This is a genomic window from Bradyrhizobium hipponense, assembly GCF_008123965.1.
Classification (GTDB): Bacteria; Pseudomonadota; Alphaproteobacteria; order Rhizobiales; family Xanthobacteraceae; genus Bradyrhizobium; species Bradyrhizobium hipponense.
In genome coordinates, this window is sequence record NZ_VSTH01000019.1 from 78656 (window position 1) to 101750 (window position 23095).

A 23095-nucleotide genomic window follows, 5' to 3' on the forward strand; every position below is an offset into this window, starting at 1 on the left:
TTCGGAGGGAATAGATAGGCTGATGTCGGCGAGGCAGAGCCGCCGGGCGGGAGCCCGGCGCGGAAGGCGGGTACGCAATTGTCACGGCGCAGCATAATGACTATACCCGTCGGCTAGGTTACCGGGGGGCCCGGAATCACCGATCAGTTCCCGAAAGGTGTCTCTATACTAGCTATCCCCGCGTTTTCCACCAACTGCTACCGTGACGCATCGAAATCGAACGAAAAGACGCAAAGAGGCCCGGACCACCCCATGACCGCACGCATTTTCAAGCCCGCCAAAAACGCGATGCAATCCGGCCGGTCCACGACCCGGGAATGGCAGCTCGATTACGAGCCGGAGCAGCCGCGCGCAGTGGAGCCGCTGATGGGCTGGACCTCGTCCGGGGACATGAAGCAGCAGATCACGCTGCGCTTCCACAGCAAGGAAGAGGCGGTCGCCTATTGCGAGCGCAAGGGCATCGCCTACCAGGTGATCGAGCCCAAGGAATCGGCGCGTCGGCCGGTCGCCTATGCCGACAATTTCTCCTTCCGCCGCGGCGAGCCCTGGACGCACTGAGCGCTGTCGCTGCCTGGCAGCGAGAGCCGGGCTTCCCCTGAGACGCTTGGCAGCTCTTCCGCCCCGTGCTTCGCTGGCGCGAGGCGTGACGGAATGACGAGGTGGGGTATGGCCGGGCGTGACCAGCTCGACGGCGTCGATTTGCGGATCTTGTCCGAGCTGCAGCAGGACGGGCGGGTCCGCAACAACGAGCTGGCGCTTCGCGTCGGCGTGTCGGGGCCCAACTGCGTGAGGCGGCTGAAATCCCTGTTCAGCCGCGGCGTGATCCGGGCGATCCGCGCCGTCATCGACGAGCGGCTTCTCGGCTATGAGGTGGTGTCGTTCGTCACTATTCAACTCGCCAGCCAGGCCCAGCCGGTGCTGGAATCCTTCGAGAGCTCGATCGCCGCGATCCCGCGCATCCAGCAGTGCTGGCGGATTTCGGGCGATACCGATTATCTCCTCAAATGCGTTGCGCCGAGCGTGGAGAACATGCGCCAGCAGCTGCTGCATTTCGCCGCGATGCCGAACGTCAAGAACGTCCGCAGCTTCCCGGTGCTTGGCGTGGCAAAGGACGTGCCGCTGCCGTTGCAGGAGCTCGCCGCGTCCGCTTCGGCGGGCTAGGGATTGCGCTCAACCCACACATCAACGGTATCTGTCGCGAAATTCGCGCGGTGAGGCCCCGGTCCAGCTGCGGAAGGCGCGAGAAAAGCTCTTTTCGTTACGGAAGCCCGCGATCTCCGCGATCCGCTTGATCGGCGTGCGGCCGCGCATCAGTTCCTGCTTGGCAAGGTCGAACTTGGTTTCTTCCTTGAGGTCGCGCAGCGAAGTGGCTTCCTCGCGCAGGCGCCGATGCATGGTGCGGGTGGAAAGCGCGAGCTCACTCGCAACATCCTCCGCGCCAAGGATGCGGCCGCGCGCGTTGCGAAGCACGCGGCGGACGCGCTCGACCAGCAGCCGGTCGCGCCGATAGGGCAATACTGTCAGCCGCAGCGCACCCTTGAGCATGCTGTCGAGATCGGCCGGACTGCGGGTGAGCGACAGCGACAGGTAGTGCTTGTCGAAGACGATGCGGGCGCCGTCTGCGTCGAAACGAACATTCCTGCAGAAGATCGTCGGATAGACGGACACATGGGGCGGCTCGGGAAAGGGAAACTCCGCGGCGCGGAGCGCGATCGCGGAATCGACGGCCCAGCATGAGAAGCCGAGCACATAGCGGAGCAGGGTGACCAGGCAGAACTCGCGGAGATCACCGAGATCGCGCTGCTCGCGAAGGGAGATGGTCGCCATCTCCTCGCTGACAGCGAGCTCGAACAGGACGTCCTCGGTCAGCAGGCTGTGATGCCGGCACCAGCGCTTGAGCGCGATCTCGAGATTGGGCGCGGTGATCGAGGCCCGGCACAGCATGCCGTAGGTGCCCCAGGGCAGCCGGCGCGAGAACCAGCCGAGCGCCTCGTCGTCGAGCTCGCGCATGGCATGGCCCGCCAGCGCCTCGAACTGGGCCGCTGTCACCCGCCCATCCATCGATTGAGCGAGCTCTTCGGTGACCTGTCCCTTTCCCAGCGCCTCGGCCGGATCCCGGCCGTAGCGGGCATAGGCGGCGACCACGCCGCGGACGAAGGCGGCGGGGGTCACGGCGCGGCGGGGCGTGGCGGTCGCGACTTGGAAGGGCATGAAAAATCCTCGCCAAACTTGGCGGAAAATGCAACCTTTTCGACCGAAGCGGCGCCGACACGGGGGTAGGTTCGGGCCGATAAGATTTCGGAGGACTCGCCTTGAACATCCCGAGCATCGATTTCGATCTGGGCGAAGACATTGCCATGCTGCGCGACACGCTTCGCGCCTTCGTGGAGGCGGAGATCGCGCCGCGCGCGGCCGAGATCGAGAAGGCCAATCTGTTCCCCTCGGACCTCTGGAAGCGCTTTGGCGACCTCGGCCTGCTCGGCATGACCGCGCCGGAGCAATATGGCGGCTCCAACATGGGCTATCTCGCCCATATCGTCGCCATGGAGGAGATTTCGCGCGGCTCGGCCGCGGTGGGGCTGTCCTACGGCGCTCACTCCAACCTCTGCATCAACCAGATCCGCCGCAACGGCAACGACGCGCAGAGGCAGCGCTACCTGCCAAAGCTGATCTCCGGCGACTATGTCGGCGCACTCGCGATGTCCGAGCCGGGCGCCGGATCGGACGTGGTCTCGATGAAGCTGCGCGCGGACAAGCGCGGCGACCGCTACGTGCTCAACGGCTCCAAGATGTGGATCACCAATGGCGGCGATGCCGACGTGCTCGTGGTCTATGCCAAGACCGATCCTGAGGCCGGCCCGCGCGGCATGACCGCCTTCCTGATCGAAAAGGGCTTTAAGGGCTTCACCCACGGCCAGCATCTCGACAAGCTCGGCATGCGCGGCTCCAACACCTATCCGCTCTTCTTCGACGACTGCGAGGTGCCGGAAGAGAACGTGCTCGGCGGCGTGGGCGAGGGCGTCAAGGTGCTGATGTCCGGCCTCGACTATGAGCGCGCCGTGCTCTCCGGCGGCCCGCTCGGCATCATGGCGGCGTGCATGGATGCGGTGGTGCCCTACATGCACGAGCGCAAGCAGTTCGGGCAGCCGATCGGCGACTTCCAGCTGATGCAGGGCAAGCTCGCCGATATGTATTCGACCTGGCAGGCGACGCGCGCCTATGTCTATGCGGTGGGGCGCGCCTGCGACCGCGCCAACCACGCGCGCAGCCTGCGCAAGGATGCCGCCGCGGCGATCCTCTATTCCGCCGAGAAGGCGACGTGGATGGCGGGCGAGGCGATCCAGGCGCTCGGCGGCGTCGGCTATACCAGCGAGTTTCCGGTCGGGCGGCTGTGGCGGGACGCCAAACTCTACGAGATCGGCGCCGGCACCTCGGAGGTTCGCCGCATGCTGATCGGCCGCGAGCTGATGGCGGAAACCGCTTAAGCCTTCACAAATTGGAATTGCCGCGGAACTGATCCAACCTGCCCGCGGCCTCTCACCACGTCACCAGAAACGCGGGACTTGCATGCCGCTCCATTCCAGCATCGATCCGTCCTCATCAGATTTTGCGCGCAATTCTGACGCCATGCGTGCGCTCGTCGCGGACTTGCGCGAGAAGCTCGGCCAGGTCGCCGGCGCCGGCGGCGAGGTCTCGCGCAACCGCCACACCGCGCGCGGCAAGATGCTGGCACGCCAGCGCGTTGACCTGCTGGTCGATCCCGGCACCGCGTTCATGGAGCTGTCGCCGCTTGCGGCCTATGGCCTCTATGGCGGAGACGTGCATTCGGCGAGCGTCGTCACAGGGGTGGGACGCGTCGCGGGGCGCGAATGCGTGATCGTGGCCAACGACGCCACCATCAAGGGCGGCACCTATTACCCCATGACCGTGAAAAAGCATCTGCGCGCGCAGGACGTGGCGCGGCAGAACAACCTGCCTTGCGTCTACATGGTCGATTCAGGCGGCGCCTTTCTTCCGCTCCAGGACGAGATCTTTCCGGACGAGCGGCACTTTGGCCGCATCTTCTACAATCAGGCGCAGATGTCTTCGCAAGGCATTCCGCAAATTGCGATCGTGATGGGCTCCTGCACCGCCGGCGGCGCCTATGTGCCGGCGATGTCGGACGAGAGCATTATCGTGCGGAATCAAGGCACCATCTTTCTCGGCGGCCCGCCGCTGGTGAAGGCGGCGACTGGTGAAGTCGTGAGTGCGGAGGAGCTCGGCGGCGCCGACGTGCATTCGCGCCAGTCCGGCGTGACCGATCACTACGCTCAGAACGACGCCCATGCGATCGGGATCGCCCGCCGCATCATCGGCACGCTGAAGCCGTCGGTGCGTCCGAACCTCAACATGCATCCGCCGCGCGAACCGCTGTTTCCTGCCGAAGAGATTTACGGCGTCGTGCCGGTCGACGGCCGCAAGCCATTTGACGTTCGCGACATCATCGCCCGCATCGTCGACGGCTCGGAGTTCGACGAGTTCAAGAAACTCTACGGTACGACGCTGGTCTGCGGCTTCGCCCATCTCTGGGGTTTTCCGGTCGGGATCATCGCCAACAACGGCATCCTGTTCAGCGAGAGCTCGCTGAAGGGAGCTCACTTCATCGAGCTGTGCTGCCAGCGCGGCATTCCCCTGGTGTTCTTGCAGAACATCACCGGCTTCATGGTCGGCAAGAAATACGAGGCAGGCGGCATCGCGCGCGACGGCGCCAAGCTGGTGACGGCAGTTGCGACCGCCTCGGTTCCGAAATTCACCGTCGTGATCGGCGGCTCCTACGGCGCCGGCAATTACGGGATGTGCGGACGCGCCTACTCACCACGCTTCCTGTGGATGTGGCCGAACGCGCGCATCTCGGTGATGGGCGGCGAGCAGGCTTCGATGGTGCTGAGCCAGGTCCGGCGCGACAATATCGAAGCCAAGGGCGATAGCTGGTCCAAGGAAGAGGAAGATAATTTCCGCGAGCCGATCCGCGCGCAATATGAGAGCCAGGGGCACCCCTATTATGCGACCGCACGACTATGGGATGACGGCGTGATCGACCCGGCCGACACGCGGCTGGTGCTCGGCCTTGGCCTCTCGGCGGCATCGAATGCGCCGATCGAACCGACGAAATTCGGCCTGTTCAGGATGTGATGCGATGGACCGCTCAATGCTCTACCGGCGTTTTCGCACACTTCTGATCGCCAACCGCGGCGAGATCGCCTGCCGCGTCATCCGCACTGCACGCGCCATGGGCCTGCGCACGGTCGCCGTCTATTCCGAGGCCGACCGCGACGCAATGCACGTCGCGCTCGCCGACGAGGCCGTGCTGCTCGGACCTGCGCGTGCCCGCGACAGCTATCTCAATGTCGAGCGGTTGATCGAGGCCGCGCGCAAGACCGGCGCCGAGGCGGTCCACCCCGGCTACGGCTTCCTGTCCGAGAATGCGGACTTTGCGCGGGCTTGCCTCGATGCCGGCCTGGTCTTCGTCGGCCCGACCGCCGCGATGATGACGGCGATGGGCTCGAAATCGGGCTCGAAAGCGCTGATGGAGAAGGCCGGCGTGCCGCTGGTGCCCGGCTATCACGGCGAGGCCCAGGACGAAGCGACGCTGTGGAAGGCGGCCGAAAAGATCGGCTTTCCCATTCTGGTGAAGGCCTCGGCCGGCGGTGGCGGCCGCGGCATGCGGATCGTGCGTTCGGCGGCCGAGCTTGAGCCCGCGATCATCAGCGCCAAGCGCGAGGCCAAGGCTGCGTTCGGCGACGATCGTATGCTGATCGAGAAATACGTCGACAATCCCCGCCACATCGAGGTGCAGGTGATCGGCGACAGCCACGGCAATCTCTTGTCGCTGTTCGAACGCGAATGCACCTTGCAGCGCCGGCACCAGAAGGTGATCGAGGAGGCGCCGTCGCCGACGCTGAATCCTGCGCAACGCGAGGCCGTCTGCGTCGCCGCGCGCAAGGCTGCGGGCGCGGTCAACTATGTCGGCGCCGGCACGATCGAGTTTGTCTCCGACGGCAAGGACGTGTTCTTCATCGAGATGAACACCCGCCTTCAGGTCGAGCATCCCGTGACCGAACTGATCACCGGCATCGATCTCGTGGAATGGCAGTTGCGCGTCGCTTTCGGCGAGGCATTGCCGCTGAAGCAGGACGAGATCCGGCTCAACGGCCACGCCGTCGAGGCGCGCGTCTACGCCGAAAATCCGACCAGGAACTTCATGCCGTCGGTTGGAAAGATCTCGACTTGGCGTCTGCCGGCGGAAACCGGCGGCTTGCGCATTGATTCCGGCTATCGCGAGGGCGACAGCGTCTCGCCTTACTATGACGCGATGCTGGCCAAAATGATCGCCTGGGCGCCGACGCGGGATGTCGCGATCGAGCGGCTGAACCGCGGGCTGGAGGACTCCGACGTCCGCGGCATCGTCACCAACATCCCGTTCCTCTCGGCGCTGATCACGCATCCGAAGGTGCGCGCGAACGCGATCGACACCGGCTTCATCGAGCGTGAGCTGGCGATCTTGACATCAGCGCCGCCGGCACCCAGCGAGCTGGAGCTGTGCGCCGCGGTTGCCGCCGTCATCGACGATGAGCGCAAGGCCGCCCAGGCGGAACCAGAATCGCCCTGGCAAACCTTTGGCTGGATGCCGGTCGGCCGCCGCCAGCGCAGTTTTGCCTTCCGCGTCGGTCATGGTGCTGGTCATGGGCCTGAGCTGAATGTGACGTTGAACTACGGCAGCGGCCCGTCGACGCTGCTGATCGGCGAACGCGAGCTGGCGTTTGCCGTCACGCCGAAGGATGGCGGCTTCGATCTAACACTGGACGGCGTCAAATCGCAGGTTGCCGCCGTGATCGACGGCCATGAGCTTTACTTGCGTACCCGCAATGGGCGCTTCGATCTGCACTGGGTCGACCCGTTCGGCGGCGAGAGCGATGAGCATGTCGGCGAGGACAAGATCACGGCACCGCTGCCGGGCACCGTCGTCGCCGTGCTGGCGGAAGCGGGGGCGACGCTCGAGAAGGGCGCGCCGATCCTCACCCTGGAGGTGATGAAGATGGAGCAGACGCTGCGCGCCCCGTTCGCGGGCGTCCTGACGGCGATCAAGTGCAAGGTCGGCGACATCGTGCAGGAGGGCGTCGAGCTCGCCGTGGTCGAACCGTTGGCCGAGTGAGAGTGACATGAGCAACCAGGTCCGCATCATCGAAATGGGCCCGCGCGACGGCCTCCAGAACGAGAAGACACCCGTCAGCGTCGAGGCCCGCATCGCCTTTGTCGAGGCGCTGGTCGCGGCCGGCCTCACCACCGTCGAAGTCGGCGCCTTCGTCTCACCCAAGGCGATCCCGCAAATGGCGAGCTCGGATGCCGTACTGCGCGGCGTGAGCCATGTGAAGGGCGCCGAATTCCACGTGCTGGTGCCGAACGAGAAGGGCTATGACGCCGCGCGCGCTGCGGGTGCCCAAGTCGTCTCGGTATTCGCGGCAGCCTCCGAAGGCTTCTCACGGGCCAACATCAATTGCACGGTCGCGGAGTCCATTGAGCGCTTCAAGCCGGTATTGGCGCGGGCCAAGACCGACGGCATCAGGGTCCGCGGCTATATCTCTTGCGTGCTGGGCTGTCCGTTCGACGGCGAGATCAAGCCGAAGGCAGTAGCGGATCTGGCGAAAACGCTGTGGGATCTCGGCTGCTACCAAATCTCGCTCGGCGACACCATCGGCGTCGGCACACCGAGCAAGGCGAAGGAGATGCTGCGCGCGGTCAGCGCCAATGTTCCCGCCGCCCATCTCGCGATGCATTTCCACGACACCTACGGCCAGGCGCTTGCCAATCTCTATGCCGGCCTGGAGGAGGGCGTCCGCGTCATCGATGCCGCCGCCGGCGGTCTCGGCGGCTGTCCCTACGCCCCCGGCGCGACCGGCAATGTCGCGACCGAGGACGTCGTCTACATGCTCGAAGGCATGGGCGTCAGGACCGGCGTCGACATGGAGAGGCTGCTGGCGGCGACCAACGAGATGAGCGGCGTGCTGGGCAAGCCGCCCGCGAGCCGCGTGGCATCTGCACTGAACGCCAAGCGGAAACGCGCGGCGACGTAAATTGCCTGCGCCGTCTTCAAACTTGGTAGGGTGGGCAAAGGCGCGCAGCGCCGTGCCCACCGTCTCTCCGTGATCCCGTTGGTAGGTGGTGGGCACGCTTCGCTTTGCCCACCCTACGCGATGCGGTCAGGCCGCTTTCAAGCCGACGTCGGGCAGGCGCGGGCGGTTCTTGAGCGCCTTCGCCATCATCGCCTCGACCTCGGCCTTCTCCTGCGGCAGCAGCGCGAGGCGGGGCGGGCGGGTCAGCGCCGTGCCGCGGCCCATGATGTGCTCGCACAACTTGATGCACTGGACGAGGTCCGCTCGCGCGTCGAGATGCAGCAGCGGCATGAACCATTCGTAGAGCGGCATCGCCTCGGCAAAGCGCTCCGCTCTGGCGAGGCGGAACAGCGTCTCGCCCTCGCGCGGGAAGGCGTTGGACATGCCGGAGACCCAGCCCACCGCCCCCATGGCGACGCTCTCGACGATGACGTCGTCAAGCCCTGCGAACAGCACGAAGCGGTCGCCGACCATGTTGCGGGTGTCGATAAAGCGCCGCGTGTCGCCCGAGGAATCCTTGAAGCAGACGACGGTCTCGACATCGGCAAGCGTGGCCAGGATATCCGGCGTGACGTCGTTCTTGTAGATCGGCGGATTGTTGTAGAGCATCACCGGCAAGTCGGTCGCCGTGGCGACGGCGCGGAAATGCGCGGCGGTCTCGTGCGGCTTGGATGAATAGACCAGCGCCGGCATCACCATCACGCCGTCGATGCCGATGCGCGCGGCTTGCTTGGCCGTTTCGACCGCGAAGGCGGTGGTGAACTCAGCGATGCCGCACAGCACGGGCACGCGGCCGGCCGCGACCGACTTGGCCGTCTCCATGATCGCGACCTTCTCCTTGCGCTCCAGCGAGGTGTTCTCGCCGACAGAGCCGCAGACGATCAGGCCGGAGACGCCGTCGCGGATCAGCCCGTCCATCACCTTCGCCGTCGCGTCGATATCGAGCGAGAAATCGTCGTGGAATTGCGTGGTGACGGCCGGGAAGACGCCTTGCCAGGAAACACGGGGGCTCATGATTTTTCTCCAAGTGGATTTGCCGGCGGAGTGCTGCCTCCGCCGGCTGTTGTGAGAATGATGGGGAATCGGATCAGAGCGTCGCGCCGACCTTGCGCAGCTCGGCCAGGACGGGCGCCTTGGGCAGCCAGATCTTGTCGAACTCGGCAATCACCGCCTCGGTATCGCCGGCCGGCACCTGCCGGATCGGGATCGGCGCGTTGCGGAAGTTCTCGATCAGCGTCGGCTCGTTGCCGGCAAGCTCGTCGATCTGCGCGTCGAGCGTCGATTTGACCGTCTTGGCGATCAGCTCGCGGTCGGCTGCGGAGAGCGATTGCCAGACCCGGCCCGAGACGACCGCCGCCATCGGCATGAAGACCGCGTTCATCTGCAGGATCACCTTCGAGACCTTGTCGAAGCGCTGGTTCCAGGAGAATTCGAGATCGGCCTCCAGGCCGTCGACCTGGCCGTTGGCCATCGCGTCGAACACCTGGGGCGTCGGGATCGGCGTTGGCGCGGCACCGAGCGAGGAGTAGAAATCGCGATAGACCGGCGTCGGATTGATGCGCAGCTTCATGCCCCTGATGTCGGCGAGCGAATTCAGGTCCTTCGACGAGAACACCGCGCGCATGCCGGTGATGCCCCAGCCGAGCCCGATCGTGCCGGTCTCCTGCGGCAGCACGTCGAACAGCTTGATCGCGGCGGGATGCCGCACGAATTTCGCAACCGCCGGCGTTGAGCGGACAATGTAAGGCGCGTTGATCGCGGCGATGTGCGGCACGCGCGAGCCGAGCTCGGCGGCCTGGATAAAGCCCATGTCGAGCGCGCCGGACTGGAGTTGCTGCATCATCGCGGGCTCGTTGCCGAGCTGGCCGGAGTGGAACACGGTCAGGGTCAGCCGGCCGCTGGTGGCGGCCTTGAGATCGTCGCCGAATTTGAGCGCGGCCTTATTCCAGGAATGGCCGTTGGGCGTGATCAGGCCGAGGCGAAATTCCTTGGCCTGGGCCAGCGCCAGCGACGGGGCAAACAGCGGCACGGCTGCGCTGGCGGCGAGAAAACGGCGACGTGAGATCGGCATGGTCGGGCTCCTTTGAGCGGGCCTATTTGATGAGGATTAGCGAGAGCGACGGATAGAGCGAGAGCAGCACCAGAAGGACGCAGGAGATGACGAAGAACGGCAGCGTCACCATGAACATCTTGCCGGGCTTGGCGCCGGTGACGGCGGCCGCGACGAAGAAGCAGAGCCCGACCGGTGGCGACAACAGGCCGAGCACGAGGTTGATCACGATCACGACGCCGAAATGCCTGGGATCGATGTGATAGACCTCGGTTGCGACCGGCAGCAGGATCGGCACCGTCATGATCAGGCCGGGAATGCCGTCGATCACCGTGCCGATCACCAGGAGGATCACGTTGCAGATCAGCATGAAGCTGACGGGATCCTTGGCGGCCGATTGGATCCAGCCGGCGGTTTCCTGCGGTACCTTGCCGAAGATCAGGACCCAGGAGAACACGGCCGCGGCAGCAACCAGGAACAACACGATCGCCGAGTAGATGGCGCTGCGCAGCATCATCTGCGGCAGTTGCCCGAACTCGAACTCCTTGGTCCAGAATTTTCCGACCAGCGCGGCGGCGACCGCGCCGACGGCCGCGGATTCCGTTGCGTTGGCGAGGCCGCCGAGAATGGTGCCGACGATGACGATCGGGATCAGCAGAGTGGGCGAGGTCCGCAGGATCGTCGCCACGCGCTGGCGCGGCGTCTGATAGTCCGCGCGCGGATAGTTGTAGACGTATCCCATCAGCGCGATGACGAGGCAGAACATCACGGTGAGGATGACGCCGGGCACGATCCCGGCGATCAGCATGTCGCTGACCGAGACCTGCGCCAGCACGCTGTAGACCACGAACATCACCGACGGCGGAATAATCGGACCGAGCATGCCGCCATAGGCGGTCAGCCCCGCCGCAAAGGTCTTGTCGTAGCCCTTCTTCTCCATTTCCGGCACCATGATCTGAGCCATGATCGCGACCTGCGCGGTCGCCGATCCCAGGATCGAGGAGATGAACATGTTGGCGAGGATGTTGACGTAGGCGAGCCCGCCCTTCAGCGAGCCGACGAAGGCCATCGCCATGTCGACGATGCGCCGGGTGATGCCGCCGCCGTTCATGATCTCGCCGATCAGGATGAAGAGCGGAATGGCGATCAGCCCGTAACTGTCGACGCCGCCGAACAGCTGCAGCGGATAGGACTGGAACAGCACCGGATTGCCGGATGCGGCGATGTAGACGAGGCCCGCCAGGCACAGGCAGAGGCCGATCGGCACGCCGACCAGCATGATCGCGACGAAGGCCGCCGAGGTGATCATCAGTTGACCCCGTCGAGCTCGGAGAGCGCAAAACCCTTCGGGGGCGTGCGCGGGACCAGCTCGAGATCTTCCAGCAGGTTGGCCAGACCATGAACGGTCATCGACACCGCGAAGATCGGCAGCGTCAGGTAGAGCACCCAGGTCGGCCAGTTCAGTGTCTGGGTGTGCTCGGTATAGAGGAAGTTGAAGGTTTCGGCGGCGAGCTTGCGCCCGTCGAAACCGGCTCGCGCGAGCCCGATTGGATCCATCCAGAGCACGCAGGTGATGATCAGAGCTACGCCGAATACGACGACGAGGCCGGTCGAGATGACCTTGGCGATCTTCTGGTGGCGGAGCGAAAGACGTTCCGTCAGCATCGTGACCGCGAAGTCGAGCCGCAGCCGTGTCATTGCGGAAGCGCCGATGAAAGTCAGCCAGACCACGCAATAGACCGCGGATTCATCGATCCAATAAATCGGGAAATGCGAGTAGCGGGTCACGACGTTCACCAGAATCAGGCCGGTGAGCAGATACATCAGGCCCATCAGCGCGATCCGCTCGCAGGCGAGCAGGGCACTGGAAGCATTCACGACAATCCGCCGGGCGCTGAACGCCGGCACATCCGGCACCGTCTGCTCGATCATGAAAGGCCCCAATGCCAAAGCGAGATTTGTCGTGCTATTGCCAAATGTATAATTTATACATTTTGCGTGTCAAACGGAGATTGCGGTCATTCCGGCGGCAGGACGCGCTTTTACTGGGCACCCGGCTTTTGCTCGACACATCAACAAGCAAGAGAGGGACCGCTTCGTTCGGACGAGTCGGGGGAACAAGATCAGATGAAACAGCCTTTGAAGCATCGCACCCTCTCGGCTGCGATCGTCGATCAGCTCCGGCAGGCGATCCTCGACGGCACCTATCCGGCGGGATCACAGTTGCGCCAGGATGCGCTCGGCGATGCCTACGGCGTCAGCCGCATCCCGGTGCGCGAAGCGCTGTTCCAGCTCGAGGCCGAAGGGCTGGTGCGGATCGTCCCGCAGAAGGGCGCCATCGTCTCGGAGCTGTCGCTGGACGAGATCAACGACGTCTTCGACCTGCGCCGGATCCTGGAGCCGCGACTGCTGGCGCAGTCTGCGCCTCGCTTCAGGGAAGAGGATTTCGAGGGGCTCGACGACATCCACAAGCACTTCGAGAAGGCGATCAAGGCGCGCAATGTCAGCGACTGGGGGCAGCTCAACGCCGATTTTCACATGGCGCTCTACGTTCACGCACCGCAGCCGCGCACCAGGGCCATCGTGCTGTCGCTGCTCCAGACCAGCGACCGCTACACGCGCCTGCAGCTCTCCAACACCAAGGCGATGGGTATTGCAGAAAAGGAGCACGCCAATCTCATCGCGCTCTGCCGCGCGCAGAAGGTCGAAGAGGCCTGCCGGTTCCTGGAGCGGCACATCGAAGCCGTGCGCAAGGATCTGCTGCAGGTCCTGGGCAGCAGCACGATCGGGCCGAAGTCACGGCGGAAGAGCAAGCCGTAATCGCAGGGTGGGTTAGCGAAGCGTAACCCACCATGCTTCAGCGAATCCGGGACGAATTTGGTGGGTTACGCCTTTCGGACTGCGCTTCGCGCAGCCGCAAAGCTCACCCACCCTACAGCAGCATCACCGGCTCCCGTCAGGCCCCATCACCAGGTCCGGCAGCCAGGTCGAGATTCCCGGCACTAAGCACAGCAGCAGCACGGCCGCCATCATCAGCAGCACGAACGGCAGCGTGCCCCAGATCACCTCGCTCAAGGGGATATCGGGCGCGACGTTGCGGATGACGAAGATGTTCAATCCGACCGGCGGGTGGATCAGCCCCATCTCCATCACAATGGTCATGACCACGCCGAACCAGATGATGTCGAAATTGGCGGCGCGAAGCGGCGGCAGGATGATCGGCGCCGTCATCAGGATGATCGAGACCGGCGGCAGGAAGAAGCCGAGCACGACGACCATGACGAGGATCGCGAACAGCAGGCCCCAGCGGGGCAGATGCATCGCGACGACGGATTCGGCCGCGGACTGCGAGATGTGCAGATAGCTCATCACGTAGGAATAGAGCAGCGACATGCCGATGATCATCATCAGCATGGTCGACTCCCGGACCGTCGATTTCATGATGGGCGCAAGGTCGCTCGGCCGCCACACGCTGTAGATCGCCGCGATCAGCGCCAGCGCCAGAAGGCCGCCGAGGCCGGCTGTCTCCGACGGCGTGGCGTAGCCGCCATAGAGCGCGATCATGACGCCGGTGAGCAGCAATACGAAGGGGATCACGCGCGGCAGCACGCTGAAGCGTTCCGCCAGCGTGTATTCGTCGCGGGCCAGGATCGGCGCCTTGGGGCCGCCGTTCTTGTAGATCGCTGCGGCCGCGGCATATTCCTGGCGGAAGCGGATCACGGCATAGGCGCCGAACAGCGAGACCAGCAACAGGCCGGGGCCGATGCCGGCCAGGAAAAGCCGTCCGAGCGATTTTTCGGCGGCCACCGCAAACAGGATCATGGTGATCGACGGCGGCAGCAGAATGCCGAGGGTGCCGCCGGCGGCGATGATGCCGGCGGCGAAACCGCCGGAATAGCCGCGCTTGCGCATCTCGGGGATGCCGGCCGAGCCGATCGCCGAGCACGTTGCAGGCGAGGAACCGGCCATCGCCGCGAACAGCGCGCAGGCAAACACGTTGGCGACGCCGAGCCCGCCGGGCACGCGATGCAGCCAGGCATGCAGGGCCAAGTAGAGATCCTGGCCGGCGCGCGACTTCCCGATCGCGGCGCCCTTCAGGATGAAGAGCGGAATCGACAGAAGCGTGATCGAGGCCATTTCCTCATAGACGTTCTGCGTCACCGTATCGAGCGAGGCGGCGGGCATGTAGATGCCCATGAACACGACCGCGACGGCGCCGAGGGCAAAAGCAATGGGCATGCCCGAAAACATCACGAGCAGCGTCGCAATCCCGTAGGCGAGGCCGATACCGAAGACGCTCATGGGCGCCGGCCTCCAGCGAAGGGCAGCGCAAGCTGCACGATGATCTGAACGCAGAGCAGGCTCATGCCGAACGCCATGAGCGAGTAGGGGACGGCGAGCGGCGGCGACCACATCGAGTTCGAGACCTGGCCGTCTACATAGGCCTCGTGCGCAAGCGTCCAGGACTTCCAGGCGAAGAAGGCGCAGAACAGAAGCGTCACGGCATCGACGAGCCAGAGCCTGATCCTGTTCGCCAGCGGCGACAGCAGGCCGACGAAGGCCTCGATGCCGATGTGGCCGCGATTTTGCTGAACATAGGCAGCCGTCATGAAGGTCGCGCCGACCAGCAGGAACACGGCGGCCTCGTCCTGCCAATAATTGGCGGCCTTGAACAGCGCGCGGCTGAGCACGCTGTAGCTCAGGATCGCACAGGCCGCGACCAGCGCGATCGCCGCGAACACGACGATGATGTTGTTGAGGATGGCGAGACCGCGATCGAGCGCGGCCGCGGGGCTGGTGCCCGCGGCCGCGCTGGTCAGGTCGTCATGATCCGGCAGCGGACCGTGGATCATGCCGCGACGTCGGTTGCGAGCTTGAGCAGGTTGGCCGCAGTCGCGGTCTTGGCGCTGTAGTCCTTCCACGCGGTGTCGCGGGCGATATCGCGCCACTTGCCGACGGTCGCGGCGTCGAGCACCGAGACCTTGGCGCCAGCCTTCTCGTAGACCTTGGCCACCTCGACGTCGTCATCCTGCGCGCCCTTGCGGCCGAAGGCTTCGAGCTCGGTGCCGACCGCGAGCAGGACGTCCTGCTGGTTCTTCGGCAGCTTGTCGAAGATCGCCTTGGACATCATCAGCGGCTCGAGCATGAACCAGTAGGAAGCGCCTGCCCCCGAGGTCAGCGATTTTGCGACCTCTTCCAGCCGGAACGAGATCAGGCTGGTGGAGGAGGTGATGCCGGCATCGCATGCGCCGGTCTGCATCGCCGCGTAGATTTCGTTCGACGGCACCGACAGCACCGAGGCGCCGGCGGTCTGGAGCACCATGTCCATCTCGCGCGAGCCGCCGCGCACCTTCATGCCCTTGGCATCTTCCGGTGCCACGATCGGCTTGGAGCGGCTGGCAACGCCGCCGGCCTGCCACACCCAGGTGAGCAGGATGATGCCCTTTTCGGCGAGGAAATCGGTCAGCGCCTTACCGACTGGCTCCTTCTTCCAGCGTATGCCCTGGTCGTAGGTCGTGACCAGTCCGGGCATCAGGCCAATATTGGTTTCCGGCAATTCGCCGCCGGCGTACGGCATCGGATAGAGGCTGATATCGAGCGCGCCCTTGCGCATCGCGGAGAACTGCGCGTTGGTCTTGATCAGGGATGAGTTCGGATAGATTTCCGCGGCGATGTCGCCATTGCTGCGCTTGGCCACTTCGGCGGCGAACATGCGGCACAGGCGGTCGCGGAAATCGCCCTTGTCGATGGTGCCGCCCGGGAATTGATGCGAGATCTTGAGCGTGGTCGCGGCATGCGCGGTGCCGGTCCCGAAGCGGAGAATGGCGGGTGCCGCGACGGCGGTCGCGAGCAAGTGACGACGTGTGAGCATGGTTTTATCCCCTTGGACGGTTCTTGTTTGGCGTGATTTGGGTCTTTGAGACCGACGCTTGGGCCCATCCTAGCCGGTCTTTCACCCGATATTCTCTCATCTGATAGTTCGAGACCGAATGTCGCGGCAAGTCCTGGTCTTGCTGCGCCGCACACTTGCAGTCGGCTCGCGCGGCCGTGATCAGGGTCAACGCATGGAGGGAAAAGATGGACGGCGGGGCGGTTTAGGGAAATTTGTCAGTGGCGGCGTAACAAGGTCGGCCATCGATCCGTCGAGACTGGATAGCGGCATCCGTCGCTGACAAACATCATCTCGAAGGGAAGACTAGTCATGACCATTCGCACCCGCCTCGCGCTCGGCGTCTCGGCTGCCGCTCTCTCGCTTGGCCTCGCGCTCTCGCCGGCCGCCTTCGCTCAGGACAAGATGGGCAAGGATGACGGCACGATGAAGAAGGATACGATGCACAAGGACGGCATGATGAAGAAGGACACCATGTCCAAGGACGACGGCATGAAGAAGGACACGATGTCGAAGGACGGGATGAAGAAAGATGACGGGATGATGAAGAAGAACTGATCTTGCGCCGTCATGCCGGGGCGCGCCTCGTCGAGGCGAGCCCGGCGTTCCAAATTCGAATCCAGAGCCTGTCATCGGGCCGCCCGGTAACACCGTTCCCGTAGGCAATTGTGAACTGAGGCGCGCCTCAGTTCAATTTCAATTGAGCGTTACTTCCGCTTGGCTTTGCGGGCGGCATAGCGAGCGTCGCGCCGGGCTTTTTGCTCGGCTTCGGCCTCGGCCGCCTTGGCGGCCGCTTCTTCGGCTTCGCGGGCGATGCGCGCAGCCTCGAGCGCCGCAGCCTCTTCCTCGCGACGCCGCTGCTCAGCCTTCTCGGCCTCGCGCGCAGCCTTCGCTTCGGCGCGCTTCGCCGCAGCGATCTCACGCTCGGCGCGCCGCGCCGCGACGGCGGGATCGTCAGGCCCCGGTTGGGACTTGAACTTGTTCAAAAGATTTTTACGTGCGTCCTGCGCCGCTTTTTGCCGGTCCGCAAAGCCGGGTTCTCTGAATCCACTCATCGCACGAGCCTTGTCATCCTCGCTTTCAGCCTTACATCATTCGCGTGGGTACGCGGGCCGCATCAAACGCGTGCCCCGTGACGCCAGCGTGTACATCCATGCGCGTCGCAAAGCCACCCATAATCGCAGCCGACCAGGTAGACGAAAAATCGCTGGACCAGCCGATCGTTCGTAGCCAGGAAAAACTGCCGAATTGTGATGTCCCTCATAAGGGGCGACGAAGGCGGCGCCTAGCGTCCGCCCCGATATAAGACGGAGCCCGGGCATGACTTTCTTCCGGCTGAGCCTGAAAGCTCTCGCAATCACATTCACGGTGGCGGCGCTGGCCGGTGCCGGGCTGCTGTTCGCTCGTCCTCAACCGATCGAAAGTGCGGTTCTGGGCGCCGGCTGGGAGTGCAGCCAGACGGCGTTCGTGCTGACGACCTGCGCGCCTCGGGTGCAGCAGGCGACCCCGACAACCGAGACCTCGCGCAAGGACCTGGTCAGGCCGACCCGAGGCTGAACTAGGAGGCTGAATTGGAGCGGCCGATCGGGATGTGACGCGACGTCGCAGAGGTGATAAAGCCGGTCTCGTCCGCGCCACCAGGTAGCTATGCCCAAGTCCGACTCCGGCGAGAAGCCCAAATCTCGATCCAAGCCTCAAGCCAAGCCTCAATCCGGCGACAATCGCCGCGGCGCGATCGCCGGACTGATCATCGTCATCGTCATCCTAGGGGTCGGCTGGTGGCTAACTCGCGACCTCACCGCCGCCAGCAAGATGCAGGACTGCCTGATGTCGGGGCGCCGCAACTGCAACGTGATCGAGCCCGCCCGCTAGAAGCGGTCCAGCCGGCCCCGGACGAAAAATTGCCGTGATCTTAAACATTTGTAACGGGACTTGGCCGATCACGCAGGTCAGTTATGTCAGCCGGCATCACCGGGGCGCGAGCCGAATCGGCTATCGCGCACGCACCACGGCATCGAGAGAGTAGGGGTCAAGCACGCATGAGTGCGTCCAGCCGCATGAAGATCATCATTCCCTTGGTTTCGGCCATGTCATTGCTCGCGCTGTCCGCGCAAGCGCAGGAGGCCCGGCCGCCGAGGGACTCCGCACAGCCGCCAGGGCCGGGCGCGCCACAGCAAAACATGCGCGGCGGATCCCCGCAGCAGGCGGTCCGGCCAGCGCCACAGCCTGGCGGGCCGGCTCATGCTGGCCCAGGTCCCGGTGCTGGTCCCCGCGGGGCGGGCGGTCCGCCTCCCGATCGCTATATGGCACGCGGTCCCGCGCCGGCGCGCGACTGGGGCGGACACAGCTATCGCGGCAACCTCGCCTGGGATGGCGGGCGTTGGCACCATGGGGTCTACAACGGCCGCTCCGGCTGGTGGTGGGACGTTGGCGGCGCCCGGTACTATTATCCGCAGCGGATGGAGGGCCCGCCCGCCTACATCTCCGAAGATTATATCGACGACGCGCCGGTGGCTTATGCGCCAGCGCCGCCTCCGGTCGCCTACGCGCCGCCTCCGCCACCCCCGCCGGCCGATCCCGGCGCGAGCGCCCTTGGCGGCGCCATCGTCGGCGGCGTGCTGGGTGGCCTGATCTCGGGCAATGCGACCGGTGCAGCCGCGGGCGCGGTTCTCGGCGGCGCGACCGGCGCGATCGCAGGCGCCACGGCCGCTTCGCAGCCGGGCTACTATCTGGCCCAGGGCAATTGCTACTACCGCTATCCGAACGGCCAGTATGTGCAGGCCGATCCCCGCGCGTGCTACTGAGCCTGTAGGCGATATCTGACTGAGGCGGGCCGGTGCCCGCCTCATGTGTTTTGGCGAGGGGACAAGCGGCGTCGATGCAATCATCGACCCGATGCACTCATGGTTCGGCCTGTGCGACGCCCCTTGCGGCGACGCACAACAATTGCCTCAAATTAGCGCTGGCACTTCTTGCCGCTTCACGCGACTCTCAAAAGAAAAATTCGGGACACGATTCGCGGGGATGGGACATGCTGGATGCAATCCAAATTAGCGTGGCGCTTTGGGCCATGATCGTTTGCGGCGGGATCAAGGTGGTGCAGGTGCTGCCCTGCCTGTTCTAGCGCACGAGCAGCAGCAACGCGCGCGGCCTTGAGCAGGGGCGGGGTGACCTGTCCTAAGATACAAGCCAATTCAGTATGGCCGTTGCGGCCCAGATCAGGGCGGCTATCCAGGCCAGCATGACGATGGCGATGGTCCCGAGAAAGGTCATGCCGAGCAGGTCGGGCCTTCGTCGTTGCGTGGCGATCTCAGCCGTTGCTGCTGCTTCTTCTGTCATGACGGAAAGACCACCCATATCGTGTCAGGCTTTGCCGTGCGCCGCGGATTGTCATGACGTTTAGCTGAGGCACGGCGCTTGGACTGTGACGCAGTTCACAGCTCCGTTGAATTGAAGCTAGCTAGGCCCGCCGCTTCGTGCGGCGCCGCCCGCGCCAGCTCGCCGGCGACAAGACCGGAATCATACGGACAAAACTGCCACGCCCTTGTCCAGATCTGCCGGCTAGAGTCGGGCGCATGAGTAACAACTACGATCCACAGCGCGAGGCCGAGGCGGCAATGAAACGGGCGGCGGCGTCCGAGGGCGACGATCGGCAAAAGCTCATCCAGCTGGCTGTCGCCTGGCATCTGCTCGCGCGCGATCCGCGCGACGACCGGACGGATTGATCCCGACTGGCCGGCAGCGGCCGCATCTGTGATACTTGGTAAGCTGGGACTTTTCGGACCGCCGCATGAGAAAACCCCGTGCTCGGGGGCAAGCGCGGGGTTCTTCAGAGCCGACCGGGGCTGGCAAGTCGGCAGCACTCAGTTCCCATGTTGAACGCGCCGGTCGCGCGTTCGTTCCCCCAACTCTTCAATCGGAAATCGCCCAACCTTTCGTGACCTCCAAATTGCCACGCAAGGCATGCGCATTACGACGGCTTCTTCTTTTTCTTCTTGAGGATTTTTGCCTGGGCCCGGAACGCGGAGGCCAGCGCCTTCATCTGGCCTGCGACGAACTCGTCGGCGGCTTGCCGGGCAGCCTTCTCGGCCACACGCGCCTGCTGCTTGAGCGACTTTGCCGGCTTCATGAGCCCTCGCATCGGTCTCGCTATTTGCTCCTGGGATCCTGCCTGGCTGGAGCCTTCTTGTCCTTGGTCTCGGATTGGTTGGCGCGATCCACGTTCATGCCGGTGGTGTCCATCGCGCCCTTAGGCGTGGCCCCGTTGGTGTTCTCTGGCCTCTCCATACCTGTCTGCGGGGCAGGACCCGTGTTTTGGGCGAAAGCGGAGCTGCACATGGCGGCGAATGCGGCGAGGGCGATGATCTGTTTCATGGCAATCTTCCTCTGTCAGATTACCTATGCGCCGGGGAGTTGTTCCGCTCAGCATGAATTTTGACCAATTCGGCGCACCTGCCTTGGCCGGGTTGGCAACCGGAACTTCCGGTGCTTGCCGACGTTGGGCGGCTATGACAGATCCCGAGTTGCGCGCGCAATCGTTCGAAATTGCCTGGAAATATCTCGACCAGTCCAGCCTGCTCACGGGCGAGCGCAGGGATTCAGCCCGGTTCATCCTGAACCGGATCGACCGCATGATGCTGCGCGGCGAGCGGCGCAGGCTGCTGCTGTCGAACGCTGCGATCGATGCCTACCGGTTTCGGCCGATGCTGGTGACCGTCGACGCATAATTGATGCGCCGTCGCAACCAAGTCTTAGGACATCCGCAGGGTCCATTTCCGCGACCACGATTCGTGCTTCGGGAACGAAGCGGAGTCGGATCGTGAACAAACAAAAAGCCCCTCGAAGGGGCTTGATGTTACGCAGCTTCCGTTTTCGGGACGGCGTCCGCGTTCAGCGAGAGTTTGACGACATCGCCTTCGACCGCACCGACATACTTCCTGTCGATGTAGTGGTGATGGTCCTTGTGACCTTCCGGGCTGTCCTTCTTGGTCAGCTTGATGAGCTGCCCCTCGATGCGATCGACGGTGCCGACATGAACGCCATCCTTGCCGATGATCTTCATGTGCTCTCTGATTTCGCTCATGAGGTCCTCCTTGTGCTGTCTCAACTTCGCGAACCGGTCTTGGTTGCAGGGCAGGCCGGAGCCGGTTTTTGGAGCCAATTCACGCGCCAAACGTTGAACGGCACGCGAAGTGACCAAGATCCGCATGGAGACCATTCAGGCCTATCTGGAACGAAAGCAGAGGGAAATCGGGCTGCTGAATGATTGCCTGAGAAGCCCGTTGCATCTGCCGCGTCCGCGATCCGTCGACGAGGTCGTCAAATCCAAATTCCAGATCGCCGCGGCGCTGCGCGCGGAGCATGCGCTGCAGGATTGGAAGGCGACCGAGACGGCCTGGTCGCACGCGGCGTGTCCCGCCAGCGGCCCGTTCACGTTCAGCTACGACTACCAGCGCGCGGATATGAAGGTGAGCGGTCCCTCGTTCTATGAACACACAACCGGCAGCACCAGCGAGACGATCTATACCGCATCCGGCATGGCCGCGATCTCAGCGCTGCTGCTCGCCTCAGCAGAAATCATCGACAAGGCCGACATTCTGGTGCTGCCGGGCACCTACGGCGAGACGCTGGAGCTGATCGAGCGCTTCGTCCCTCATTTGCGGCTTGTCACCTCCGAACTGCCGCTGGGCGACGCGCCTGCTCCGGCCGGGCTGCCGCGAATTCTCCTGCTGGATTCCTGCGCCTCTGCGGCAGCGTTCGAAGCGGTGCTGCGCTGCGACTGCGCGGCGCTCGATCTGTTGATCTTCGACACGACCTGTTTCGCCGGCAGATCGGGCCGCATCCGGCGTGTGCTGAGATGGGCCGGGCGATGGACAATTCCCGTCGTGATGGTGCGCAGTCACAACAAGCTGGATTCGCTCGGAGTGGAATACGGCCGGCTCGGCTCTGCGGTCTTCGTGCGCTGGAGGGGCAAGGACCTCAACGCATGCCGTTTGATGTCCGAACCCCTGGCGGCGGAAACCCGCAACGCCGTGCGGCTTCTCGGCGGCGCGGCCCTGCCGGCGCATTTTCCGCCGTTCGTTGGCTCAGACGCCTATTGGGCGCTCACGAAAAAACGTGTCGCGGCGATCTTGCGCAACGGCCGGCACACGGCGCGATATTTCGCCTCCGAGCTCGCGGCGCTCTCGGCCGAGCTGCATTTCACCCACGGCCTCTACGTCACCCTCCGCGGCAGACGGCCCCTCGTTGAGGCGACCGCGCGGCAGGCCGCCGAAGGCATGAGCCGCGATCTCAGCCGCGAAGGCCTCCCCATCCGCCACGCCGGCAGCTTTGGTTTTGATTTCGCCGCGACCGAGTGGTTTCACGACGCGACGACGGATCAGTACAGCGTCCGGGTGGCGGTGCCGGATCTCCCGAGAGAGATGTGGGAGGATCTCACCGCGGCGATTGCGCGGTGGTGGGGGAGGCGTCAGGCCAACTTCGGCCACAGTTGAACGCGTCTTCAGTCTCCAAGAGGCGGTGCGACGAATTGCACGTTTGGGAATGATTTCAACCCTGAGCCAGCAAAGCTGGCGATCCCGGCAGGAATCGAACCTGCAACCCTCAGAGTAGAAATCTGATGCTCTATCCAGTTGAGCTACGGGACCGTTCCTAGGCCGGCCTCTGGCGAGGCTTCTCTTGTGAGGCCTGGCGGGCTTCTACCATGGCTCATATGAAAAATCCCCGATCCCGCCAAGCCTGAACCGAACCGTTTTCACCCCGAAAGCGACAAAGCGGAGCGGCGGAGTGCGGTTGGCCGGCTCTGCGACGCGGCGGCGAGCCGCGTTGCGCCCCGGAGTAGCGTCCAGGACGTGCTTTGCCCGTATGTCTTTTCCGGTGCCGCCGCGTCCCTTGCGGCGGTCCTGGGGCAGCTCTGGGCTTGCCTTGCCATGGCGAATGCGACGAATTGCACCTTTGGTTCCATCGCCTTGAGTCCGTCACCTTTCCGCGCACTTCATGCCACCG

Annotated in this window: 27 protein-coding genes and 1 tRNA gene; 14 read left to right on the plus strand and 14 right to left on the minus strand. The window is 64.4% G+C overall.

Features of this window, described 5'->3' with window-relative positions; genetic code table 11:
* Nucleotides 1-252: 252 nt before the first annotated feature.
* The gene (locus FXV83_RS06610) at nucleotides 253-558 is read left to right on the plus strand and encodes an ETC complex I subunit (RefSeq protein ID WP_148738398.1); all 306 of its coding nucleotides are present in this window, start codon (nucleotides 253-255) and stop codon (nucleotides 556-558) included.
* A gap of 108 nt (nucleotides 559-666) precedes the next feature.
* A complete protein-coding gene (locus tag FXV83_RS06615) occupies nucleotides 667-1161 on the plus strand; it encodes an Lrp/AsnC family transcriptional regulator (protein ID WP_148738399.1) in 495 nt (164 codons plus the stop codon).
* 21 nt (nucleotides 1162-1182) lie between these two features.
* Here FXV83_RS06615 and FXV83_RS06620 read toward each other — a convergent pair whose 3' ends face one another.
* The gene (locus tag FXV83_RS06620) at nucleotides 1183-2211 is read right to left on the minus strand and encodes an AraC family transcriptional regulator (RefSeq protein ID WP_148738400.1); all 1029 of its coding nucleotides are present in this window, start codon (nucleotides 2209-2211) and stop codon (nucleotides 1183-1185) included.
* 146 nt (nucleotides 2212-2357) lie between these two features.
* Here FXV83_RS06620 and FXV83_RS06625 point away from each other — a divergent pair, with 146 nt between their 5' ends.
* The 4 genes from FXV83_RS06625 (at nucleotide 2358) to FXV83_RS06640 (ending at nucleotide 8111) form a co-directional block, all read left to right on the plus strand.
* Complete coding sequence (locus tag FXV83_RS06625) at nucleotides 2358-3485, plus strand: isovaleryl-CoA dehydrogenase (protein ID WP_148738501.1); 1128 nt, start codon at nucleotides 2358-2360, stop codon at nucleotides 3483-3485.
* Between the two features lie 82 nt (nucleotides 3486-3567).
* Nucleotides 3568-5172, plus strand: coding sequence for a carboxyl transferase domain-containing protein (locus FXV83_RS06630; RefSeq protein WP_148738401.1), 1605 nt, complete (start codon nucleotides 3568-3570; stop codon nucleotides 5170-5172).
* A 4-nt stretch (nucleotides 5173-5176) separates the two neighbouring features.
* The gene (locus tag FXV83_RS06635; protein WP_187435709.1) at nucleotides 5177-7192 is read left to right on the plus strand and encodes an acetyl/propionyl/methylcrotonyl-CoA carboxylase subunit alpha; all 2016 of its coding nucleotides are present in this window, start codon (nucleotides 5177-5179) and stop codon (nucleotides 7190-7192) included.
* A 7-nt stretch (nucleotides 7193-7199) separates the two neighbouring features.
* On the plus strand, nucleotides 7200-8111 hold the full coding sequence (locus tag FXV83_RS06640) for a hydroxymethylglutaryl-CoA lyase (protein ID WP_148738403.1): 912 nt from the start codon (nucleotides 7200-7202) through the stop codon (nucleotides 8109-8111).
* 126 nt (nucleotides 8112-8237) lie between these two features.
* Here the strand turns inward: FXV83_RS06640 and FXV83_RS06645 are convergent, their stop codons facing one another.
* The 4 genes from FXV83_RS06645 to FXV83_RS06660 form a co-directional block, all read right to left on the minus strand.
* Entirely contained in the window at nucleotides 8238-9164 is a 927-nt protein-coding gene (locus FXV83_RS06645; RefSeq protein ID WP_148738404.1) for a dihydrodipicolinate synthase family protein, read from the minus strand.
* A gap of 73 nt (nucleotides 9165-9237) precedes the next feature.
* Nucleotides 9238-10221, minus strand: coding sequence for a TRAP transporter substrate-binding protein (locus tag FXV83_RS06650; RefSeq protein ID WP_148738405.1), 984 nt, complete (start codon nucleotides 10219-10221; stop codon nucleotides 9238-9240).
* Nucleotides 10222-10243: 22 nt separating this feature from the next.
* Nucleotides 10244-11509, minus strand: coding sequence for a TRAP transporter large permease (locus tag FXV83_RS06655; RefSeq protein WP_148738406.1), 1266 nt, complete (start codon nucleotides 11507-11509; stop codon nucleotides 10244-10246).
* Nucleotides 11509-12132, minus strand: a complete 624-nt coding sequence (locus tag FXV83_RS06660; RefSeq protein ID WP_187435710.1) for a TRAP transporter small permease — start codon at nucleotides 12130-12132, stop codon at nucleotides 11509-11511. Before FXV83_RS06660 ends, FXV83_RS06655 begins: the two co-directional genes overlap by 1 nt.
* Nucleotides 12133-12327: 195 nt before the next feature.
* Between FXV83_RS06660 and FXV83_RS06665 the strand changes: the two genes are divergently transcribed.
* On the plus strand, nucleotides 12328-13020 hold the full coding sequence (locus tag FXV83_RS06665; protein ID WP_148738407.1) for a GntR family transcriptional regulator: 693 nt from the start codon (nucleotides 12328-12330) through the stop codon (nucleotides 13018-13020).
* 123 nt (nucleotides 13021-13143) lie between these two features.
* On the opposite strand, the gene FXV83_RS06670 is transcribed toward FXV83_RS06665, so the two are convergent.
* Genes FXV83_RS06670 through FXV83_RS06680 form a run of 3 tightly spaced genes read right to left on the minus strand, consistent with a single transcriptional unit; the run spans nucleotide 13144 to nucleotide 16072 of the window.
* Nucleotides 13144-14502 (minus strand): TRAP transporter large permease, encoded by a 1359-nt coding sequence (locus FXV83_RS06670; protein ID WP_148738408.1) that lies wholly within the window; start codon nucleotides 14500-14502, stop codon nucleotides 13144-13146.
* Nucleotides 14499-15053 carry a TRAP transporter small permease gene (locus FXV83_RS06675; protein ID WP_148738409.1) on the minus strand — a complete coding sequence of 185 codons (555 nt, stop codon included), beginning with the start codon at nucleotides 15051-15053 and terminating at the stop codon, nucleotides 14499-14501. The genes FXV83_RS06670 and FXV83_RS06675 overlap by 4 nt, the downstream gene beginning before the upstream one ends.
* Nucleotides 15050-16072, minus strand: a complete 1023-nt coding sequence (locus FXV83_RS06680) for a TRAP transporter substrate-binding protein (RefSeq protein ID WP_148738410.1) — start codon at nucleotides 16070-16072, stop codon at nucleotides 15050-15052. The genes FXV83_RS06675 and FXV83_RS06680 overlap by 4 nt, the downstream gene beginning before the upstream one ends.
* 330 nt (nucleotides 16073-16402) lie before the next feature.
* On the opposite strand from FXV83_RS06680, the gene FXV83_RS06685 reads away from it, so the two are divergent.
* Nucleotides 16403-16648 carry a pentapeptide MXKDX repeat protein gene (locus tag FXV83_RS06685; protein WP_148738411.1) on the plus strand — a complete coding sequence of 82 codons (246 nt, stop codon included), beginning with the start codon at nucleotides 16403-16405 and terminating at the stop codon, nucleotides 16646-16648.
* A gap of 149 nt (nucleotides 16649-16797) precedes the next feature.
* Here the strand turns inward: FXV83_RS06685 and FXV83_RS06690 are convergent, their stop codons facing one another.
* Nucleotides 16798-17145 carry a DUF6481 family protein gene (locus tag FXV83_RS06690; RefSeq protein ID WP_148738412.1) on the minus strand — a complete coding sequence of 116 codons (348 nt, stop codon included), beginning with the start codon at nucleotides 17143-17145 and terminating at the stop codon, nucleotides 16798-16800.
* Nucleotides 17146-17410: 265 nt separating this feature from the next.
* On the opposite strand from FXV83_RS06690, the gene FXV83_RS06695 reads away from it, so the two are divergent.
* From FXV83_RS06695 to FXV83_RS06705, 3 genes are all read left to right on the plus strand, one after another.
* Nucleotides 17411-17647: a hypothetical protein gene (locus tag FXV83_RS06695; RefSeq protein WP_148738413.1), complete on the plus strand. Its 237-nt coding sequence runs from the start codon at nucleotides 17411-17413 to the stop codon at nucleotides 17645-17647.
* A gap of 90 nt (nucleotides 17648-17737) precedes the next feature.
* Complete coding sequence (locus tag FXV83_RS06700; RefSeq protein ID WP_148738414.1) at nucleotides 17738-17962, plus strand: hypothetical protein; 225 nt, start codon at nucleotides 17738-17740, stop codon at nucleotides 17960-17962.
* A 167-nt stretch (nucleotides 17963-18129) separates the two neighbouring features.
* Entirely contained in the window at nucleotides 18130-18894 is a 765-nt protein-coding gene (locus FXV83_RS06705) for a hypothetical protein (RefSeq protein WP_187435711.1), read from the plus strand.
* Nucleotides 18895-19267: 373 nt separating this feature from the next.
* Here the strand turns inward: FXV83_RS06705 and FXV83_RS42475 are convergent, their stop codons facing one another.
* Nucleotides 19268-19429 carry a hypothetical protein gene (locus tag FXV83_RS42475; RefSeq protein WP_187435712.1) on the minus strand — a complete coding sequence of 54 codons (162 nt, stop codon included), beginning with the start codon at nucleotides 19427-19429 and terminating at the stop codon, nucleotides 19268-19270.
* Between the two features lie 236 nt (nucleotides 19430-19665).
* On the opposite strand from FXV83_RS42475, the gene FXV83_RS42480 reads away from it, so the two are divergent.
* Nucleotides 19666-19815 carry a hypothetical protein gene (locus tag FXV83_RS42480; protein WP_187435713.1) on the plus strand — a complete coding sequence of 50 codons (150 nt, stop codon included), beginning with the start codon at nucleotides 19666-19668 and terminating at the stop codon, nucleotides 19813-19815.
* Between the two features lie 245 nt (nucleotides 19816-20060).
* On the opposite strand, the gene FXV83_RS42485 is transcribed toward FXV83_RS42480, so the two are convergent.
* Nucleotides 20061-20219, minus strand: a complete 159-nt coding sequence (locus tag FXV83_RS42485) for a hypothetical protein (RefSeq protein WP_187435714.1) — start codon at nucleotides 20217-20219, stop codon at nucleotides 20061-20063.
* Nucleotides 20220-20239: 20 nt separating this feature from the next.
* Nucleotides 20240-20464 carry a hypothetical protein gene (locus tag FXV83_RS06710; protein ID WP_148738416.1) on the minus strand — a complete coding sequence of 75 codons (225 nt, stop codon included), beginning with the start codon at nucleotides 20462-20464 and terminating at the stop codon, nucleotides 20240-20242.
* 134 nt (nucleotides 20465-20598) lie between these two features.
* On the opposite strand from FXV83_RS06710, the gene FXV83_RS06715 reads away from it, so the two are divergent.
* Nucleotides 20599-20817 carry a hypothetical protein gene (locus tag FXV83_RS06715; protein WP_148738417.1) on the plus strand — a complete coding sequence of 73 codons (219 nt, stop codon included), beginning with the start codon at nucleotides 20599-20601 and terminating at the stop codon, nucleotides 20815-20817.
* Between the two features lie 128 nt (nucleotides 20818-20945).
* Here FXV83_RS06715 and FXV83_RS06720 read toward each other — a convergent pair whose 3' ends face one another.
* Entirely contained in the window at nucleotides 20946-21173 is a 228-nt protein-coding gene (locus FXV83_RS06720) for a DUF2171 domain-containing protein (protein WP_148738418.1), read from the minus strand.
* Between the two features lie 124 nt (nucleotides 21174-21297).
* On the opposite strand from FXV83_RS06720, the gene FXV83_RS06725 reads away from it, so the two are divergent.
* On the plus strand, nucleotides 21298-22584 hold the full coding sequence (locus FXV83_RS06725) for a hypothetical protein (protein ID WP_148738503.1): 1287 nt from the start codon (nucleotides 21298-21300) through the stop codon (nucleotides 22582-22584).
* Between the two features lie 76 nt (nucleotides 22585-22660).
* Here the strand turns inward: FXV83_RS06725 and FXV83_RS06730 are convergent.
* A tRNA-Arg gene (locus tag FXV83_RS06730) sits at nucleotides 22661-22737 on the minus strand.
* Between the last annotated feature and the right edge of the window lie 358 nt (nucleotides 22738-23095).

Bases quoted from the DNA above. Each gene is read 5' to 3' on its own strand.
- FXV83_RS06640 (WP_148738403.1), top strand. From the start codon at position 7,200: ATGAGCAACCAGGTCCGCATCATCGAAATGGGCCCGCGCGACGGCCTC.
- FXV83_RS06645 (WP_148738404.1), bottom strand. From the start codon at position 9,164: ATGAGCCCCCGTGTTTCCTGGCAAGGCGTCTTCCCGGCCGTCACCACG.
- FXV83_RS06685 (WP_148738411.1), top strand. From the start codon at position 16,403: ATGACCATTCGCACCCGCCTCGCGCTCGGCGTCTCGGCTGCCGCTCTC.
- FXV83_RS06635 (WP_187435709.1), top strand. From the start codon at position 5,177: ATGGACCGCTCAATGCTCTACCGGCGTTTTCGCACACTTCTGATCGCC.
- FXV83_RS06655 (WP_148738406.1), bottom strand. From the start codon at position 11,509: ATGATCACCTCGGCGGCCTTCGTCGCGATCATGCTGGTCGGCGTGCCG.
- FXV83_RS06695 (WP_148738413.1), top strand. From the start codon at position 17,411: ATGACTTTCTTCCGGCTGAGCCTGAAAGCTCTCGCAATCACATTCACG.
- FXV83_RS06725 (WP_148738503.1), top strand. From the start codon at position 21,298: ATGGAGACCATTCAGGCCTATCTGGAACGAAAGCAGAGGGAAATCGGG.
- FXV83_RS06715 (WP_148738417.1), top strand. From the start codon at position 20,599: ATGACAGATCCCGAGTTGCGCGCGCAATCGTTCGAAATTGCCTGGAAA.
- FXV83_RS42485 (WP_187435714.1), bottom strand. From the start codon at position 20,219: ATGAAGCCGGCAAAGTCGCTCAAGCAGCAGGCGCGTGTGGCCGAGAAG.
- FXV83_RS06710 (WP_148738416.1), bottom strand. From the start codon at position 20,464: ATGAAACAGATCATCGCCCTCGCCGCATTCGCCGCCATGTGCAGCTCC.
- FXV83_RS06660 (WP_187435710.1), bottom strand. From the start codon at position 12,132: ATGATCGAGCAGACGGTGCCGGATGTGCCGGCGTTCAGCGCCCGGCGG.
- FXV83_RS06720 (WP_148738418.1), bottom strand. From the start codon at position 21,173: ATGAGCGAAATCAGAGAGCACATGAAGATCATCGGCAAGGATGGCGTT.
- FXV83_RS06680 (WP_148738410.1), bottom strand. From the start codon at position 16,072: ATGCTCACACGTCGTCACTTGCTCGCGACCGCCGTCGCGGCACCCGCC.
- FXV83_RS06650 (WP_148738405.1), bottom strand. From the start codon at position 10,221: ATGCCGATCTCACGTCGCCGTTTTCTCGCCGCCAGCGCAGCCGTGCCG.
- FXV83_RS06700 (WP_148738414.1), top strand. From the start codon at position 17,738: ATGCCCAAGTCCGACTCCGGCGAGAAGCCCAAATCTCGATCCAAGCCT.
- FXV83_RS06610 (WP_148738398.1), top strand. From the start codon at position 253: ATGACCGCACGCATTTTCAAGCCCGCCAAAAACGCGATGCAATCCGGC.
- FXV83_RS06705 (WP_187435711.1), top strand. From the start codon at position 18,130: ATGAGTGCGTCCAGCCGCATGAAGATCATCATTCCCTTGGTTTCGGCC.
- FXV83_RS06615 (WP_148738399.1), top strand. From the start codon at position 667: ATGGCCGGGCGTGACCAGCTCGACGGCGTCGATTTGCGGATCTTGTCC.
- FXV83_RS06675 (WP_148738409.1), bottom strand. From the start codon at position 15,053: ATGATCCACGGTCCGCTGCCGGATCATGACGACCTGACCAGCGCGGCC.
- FXV83_RS06625 (WP_148738501.1), top strand. From the start codon at position 2,358: ATGCTGCGCGACACGCTTCGCGCCTTCGTGGAGGCGGAGATCGCGCCG.
- FXV83_RS06690 (WP_148738412.1), bottom strand. From the start codon at position 17,145: ATGAGTGGATTCAGAGAACCCGGCTTTGCGGACCGGCAAAAAGCGGCG.
- FXV83_RS06670 (WP_148738408.1), bottom strand. From the start codon at position 14,502: ATGAGCGTCTTCGGTATCGGCCTCGCCTACGGGATTGCGACGCTGCTC.
- FXV83_RS42475 (WP_187435712.1), bottom strand. From the start codon at position 19,429: ATGACAGAAGAAGCAGCAGCAACGGCTGAGATCGCCACGCAACGACGA.
- FXV83_RS42480 (WP_187435713.1), top strand. From the start codon at position 19,666: ATGAGTAACAACTACGATCCACAGCGCGAGGCCGAGGCGGCAATGAAA.
- FXV83_RS06620 (WP_148738400.1), bottom strand. From the start codon at position 2,211: ATGCCCTTCCAAGTCGCGACCGCCACGCCCCGCCGCGCCGTGACCCCC.
- FXV83_RS06630 (WP_148738401.1), top strand. From the start codon at position 3,568: ATGCCGCTCCATTCCAGCATCGATCCGTCCTCATCAGATTTTGCGCGC.
- FXV83_RS06665 (WP_148738407.1), top strand. From the start codon at position 12,328: ATGAAACAGCCTTTGAAGCATCGCACCCTCTCGGCTGCGATCGTCGAT.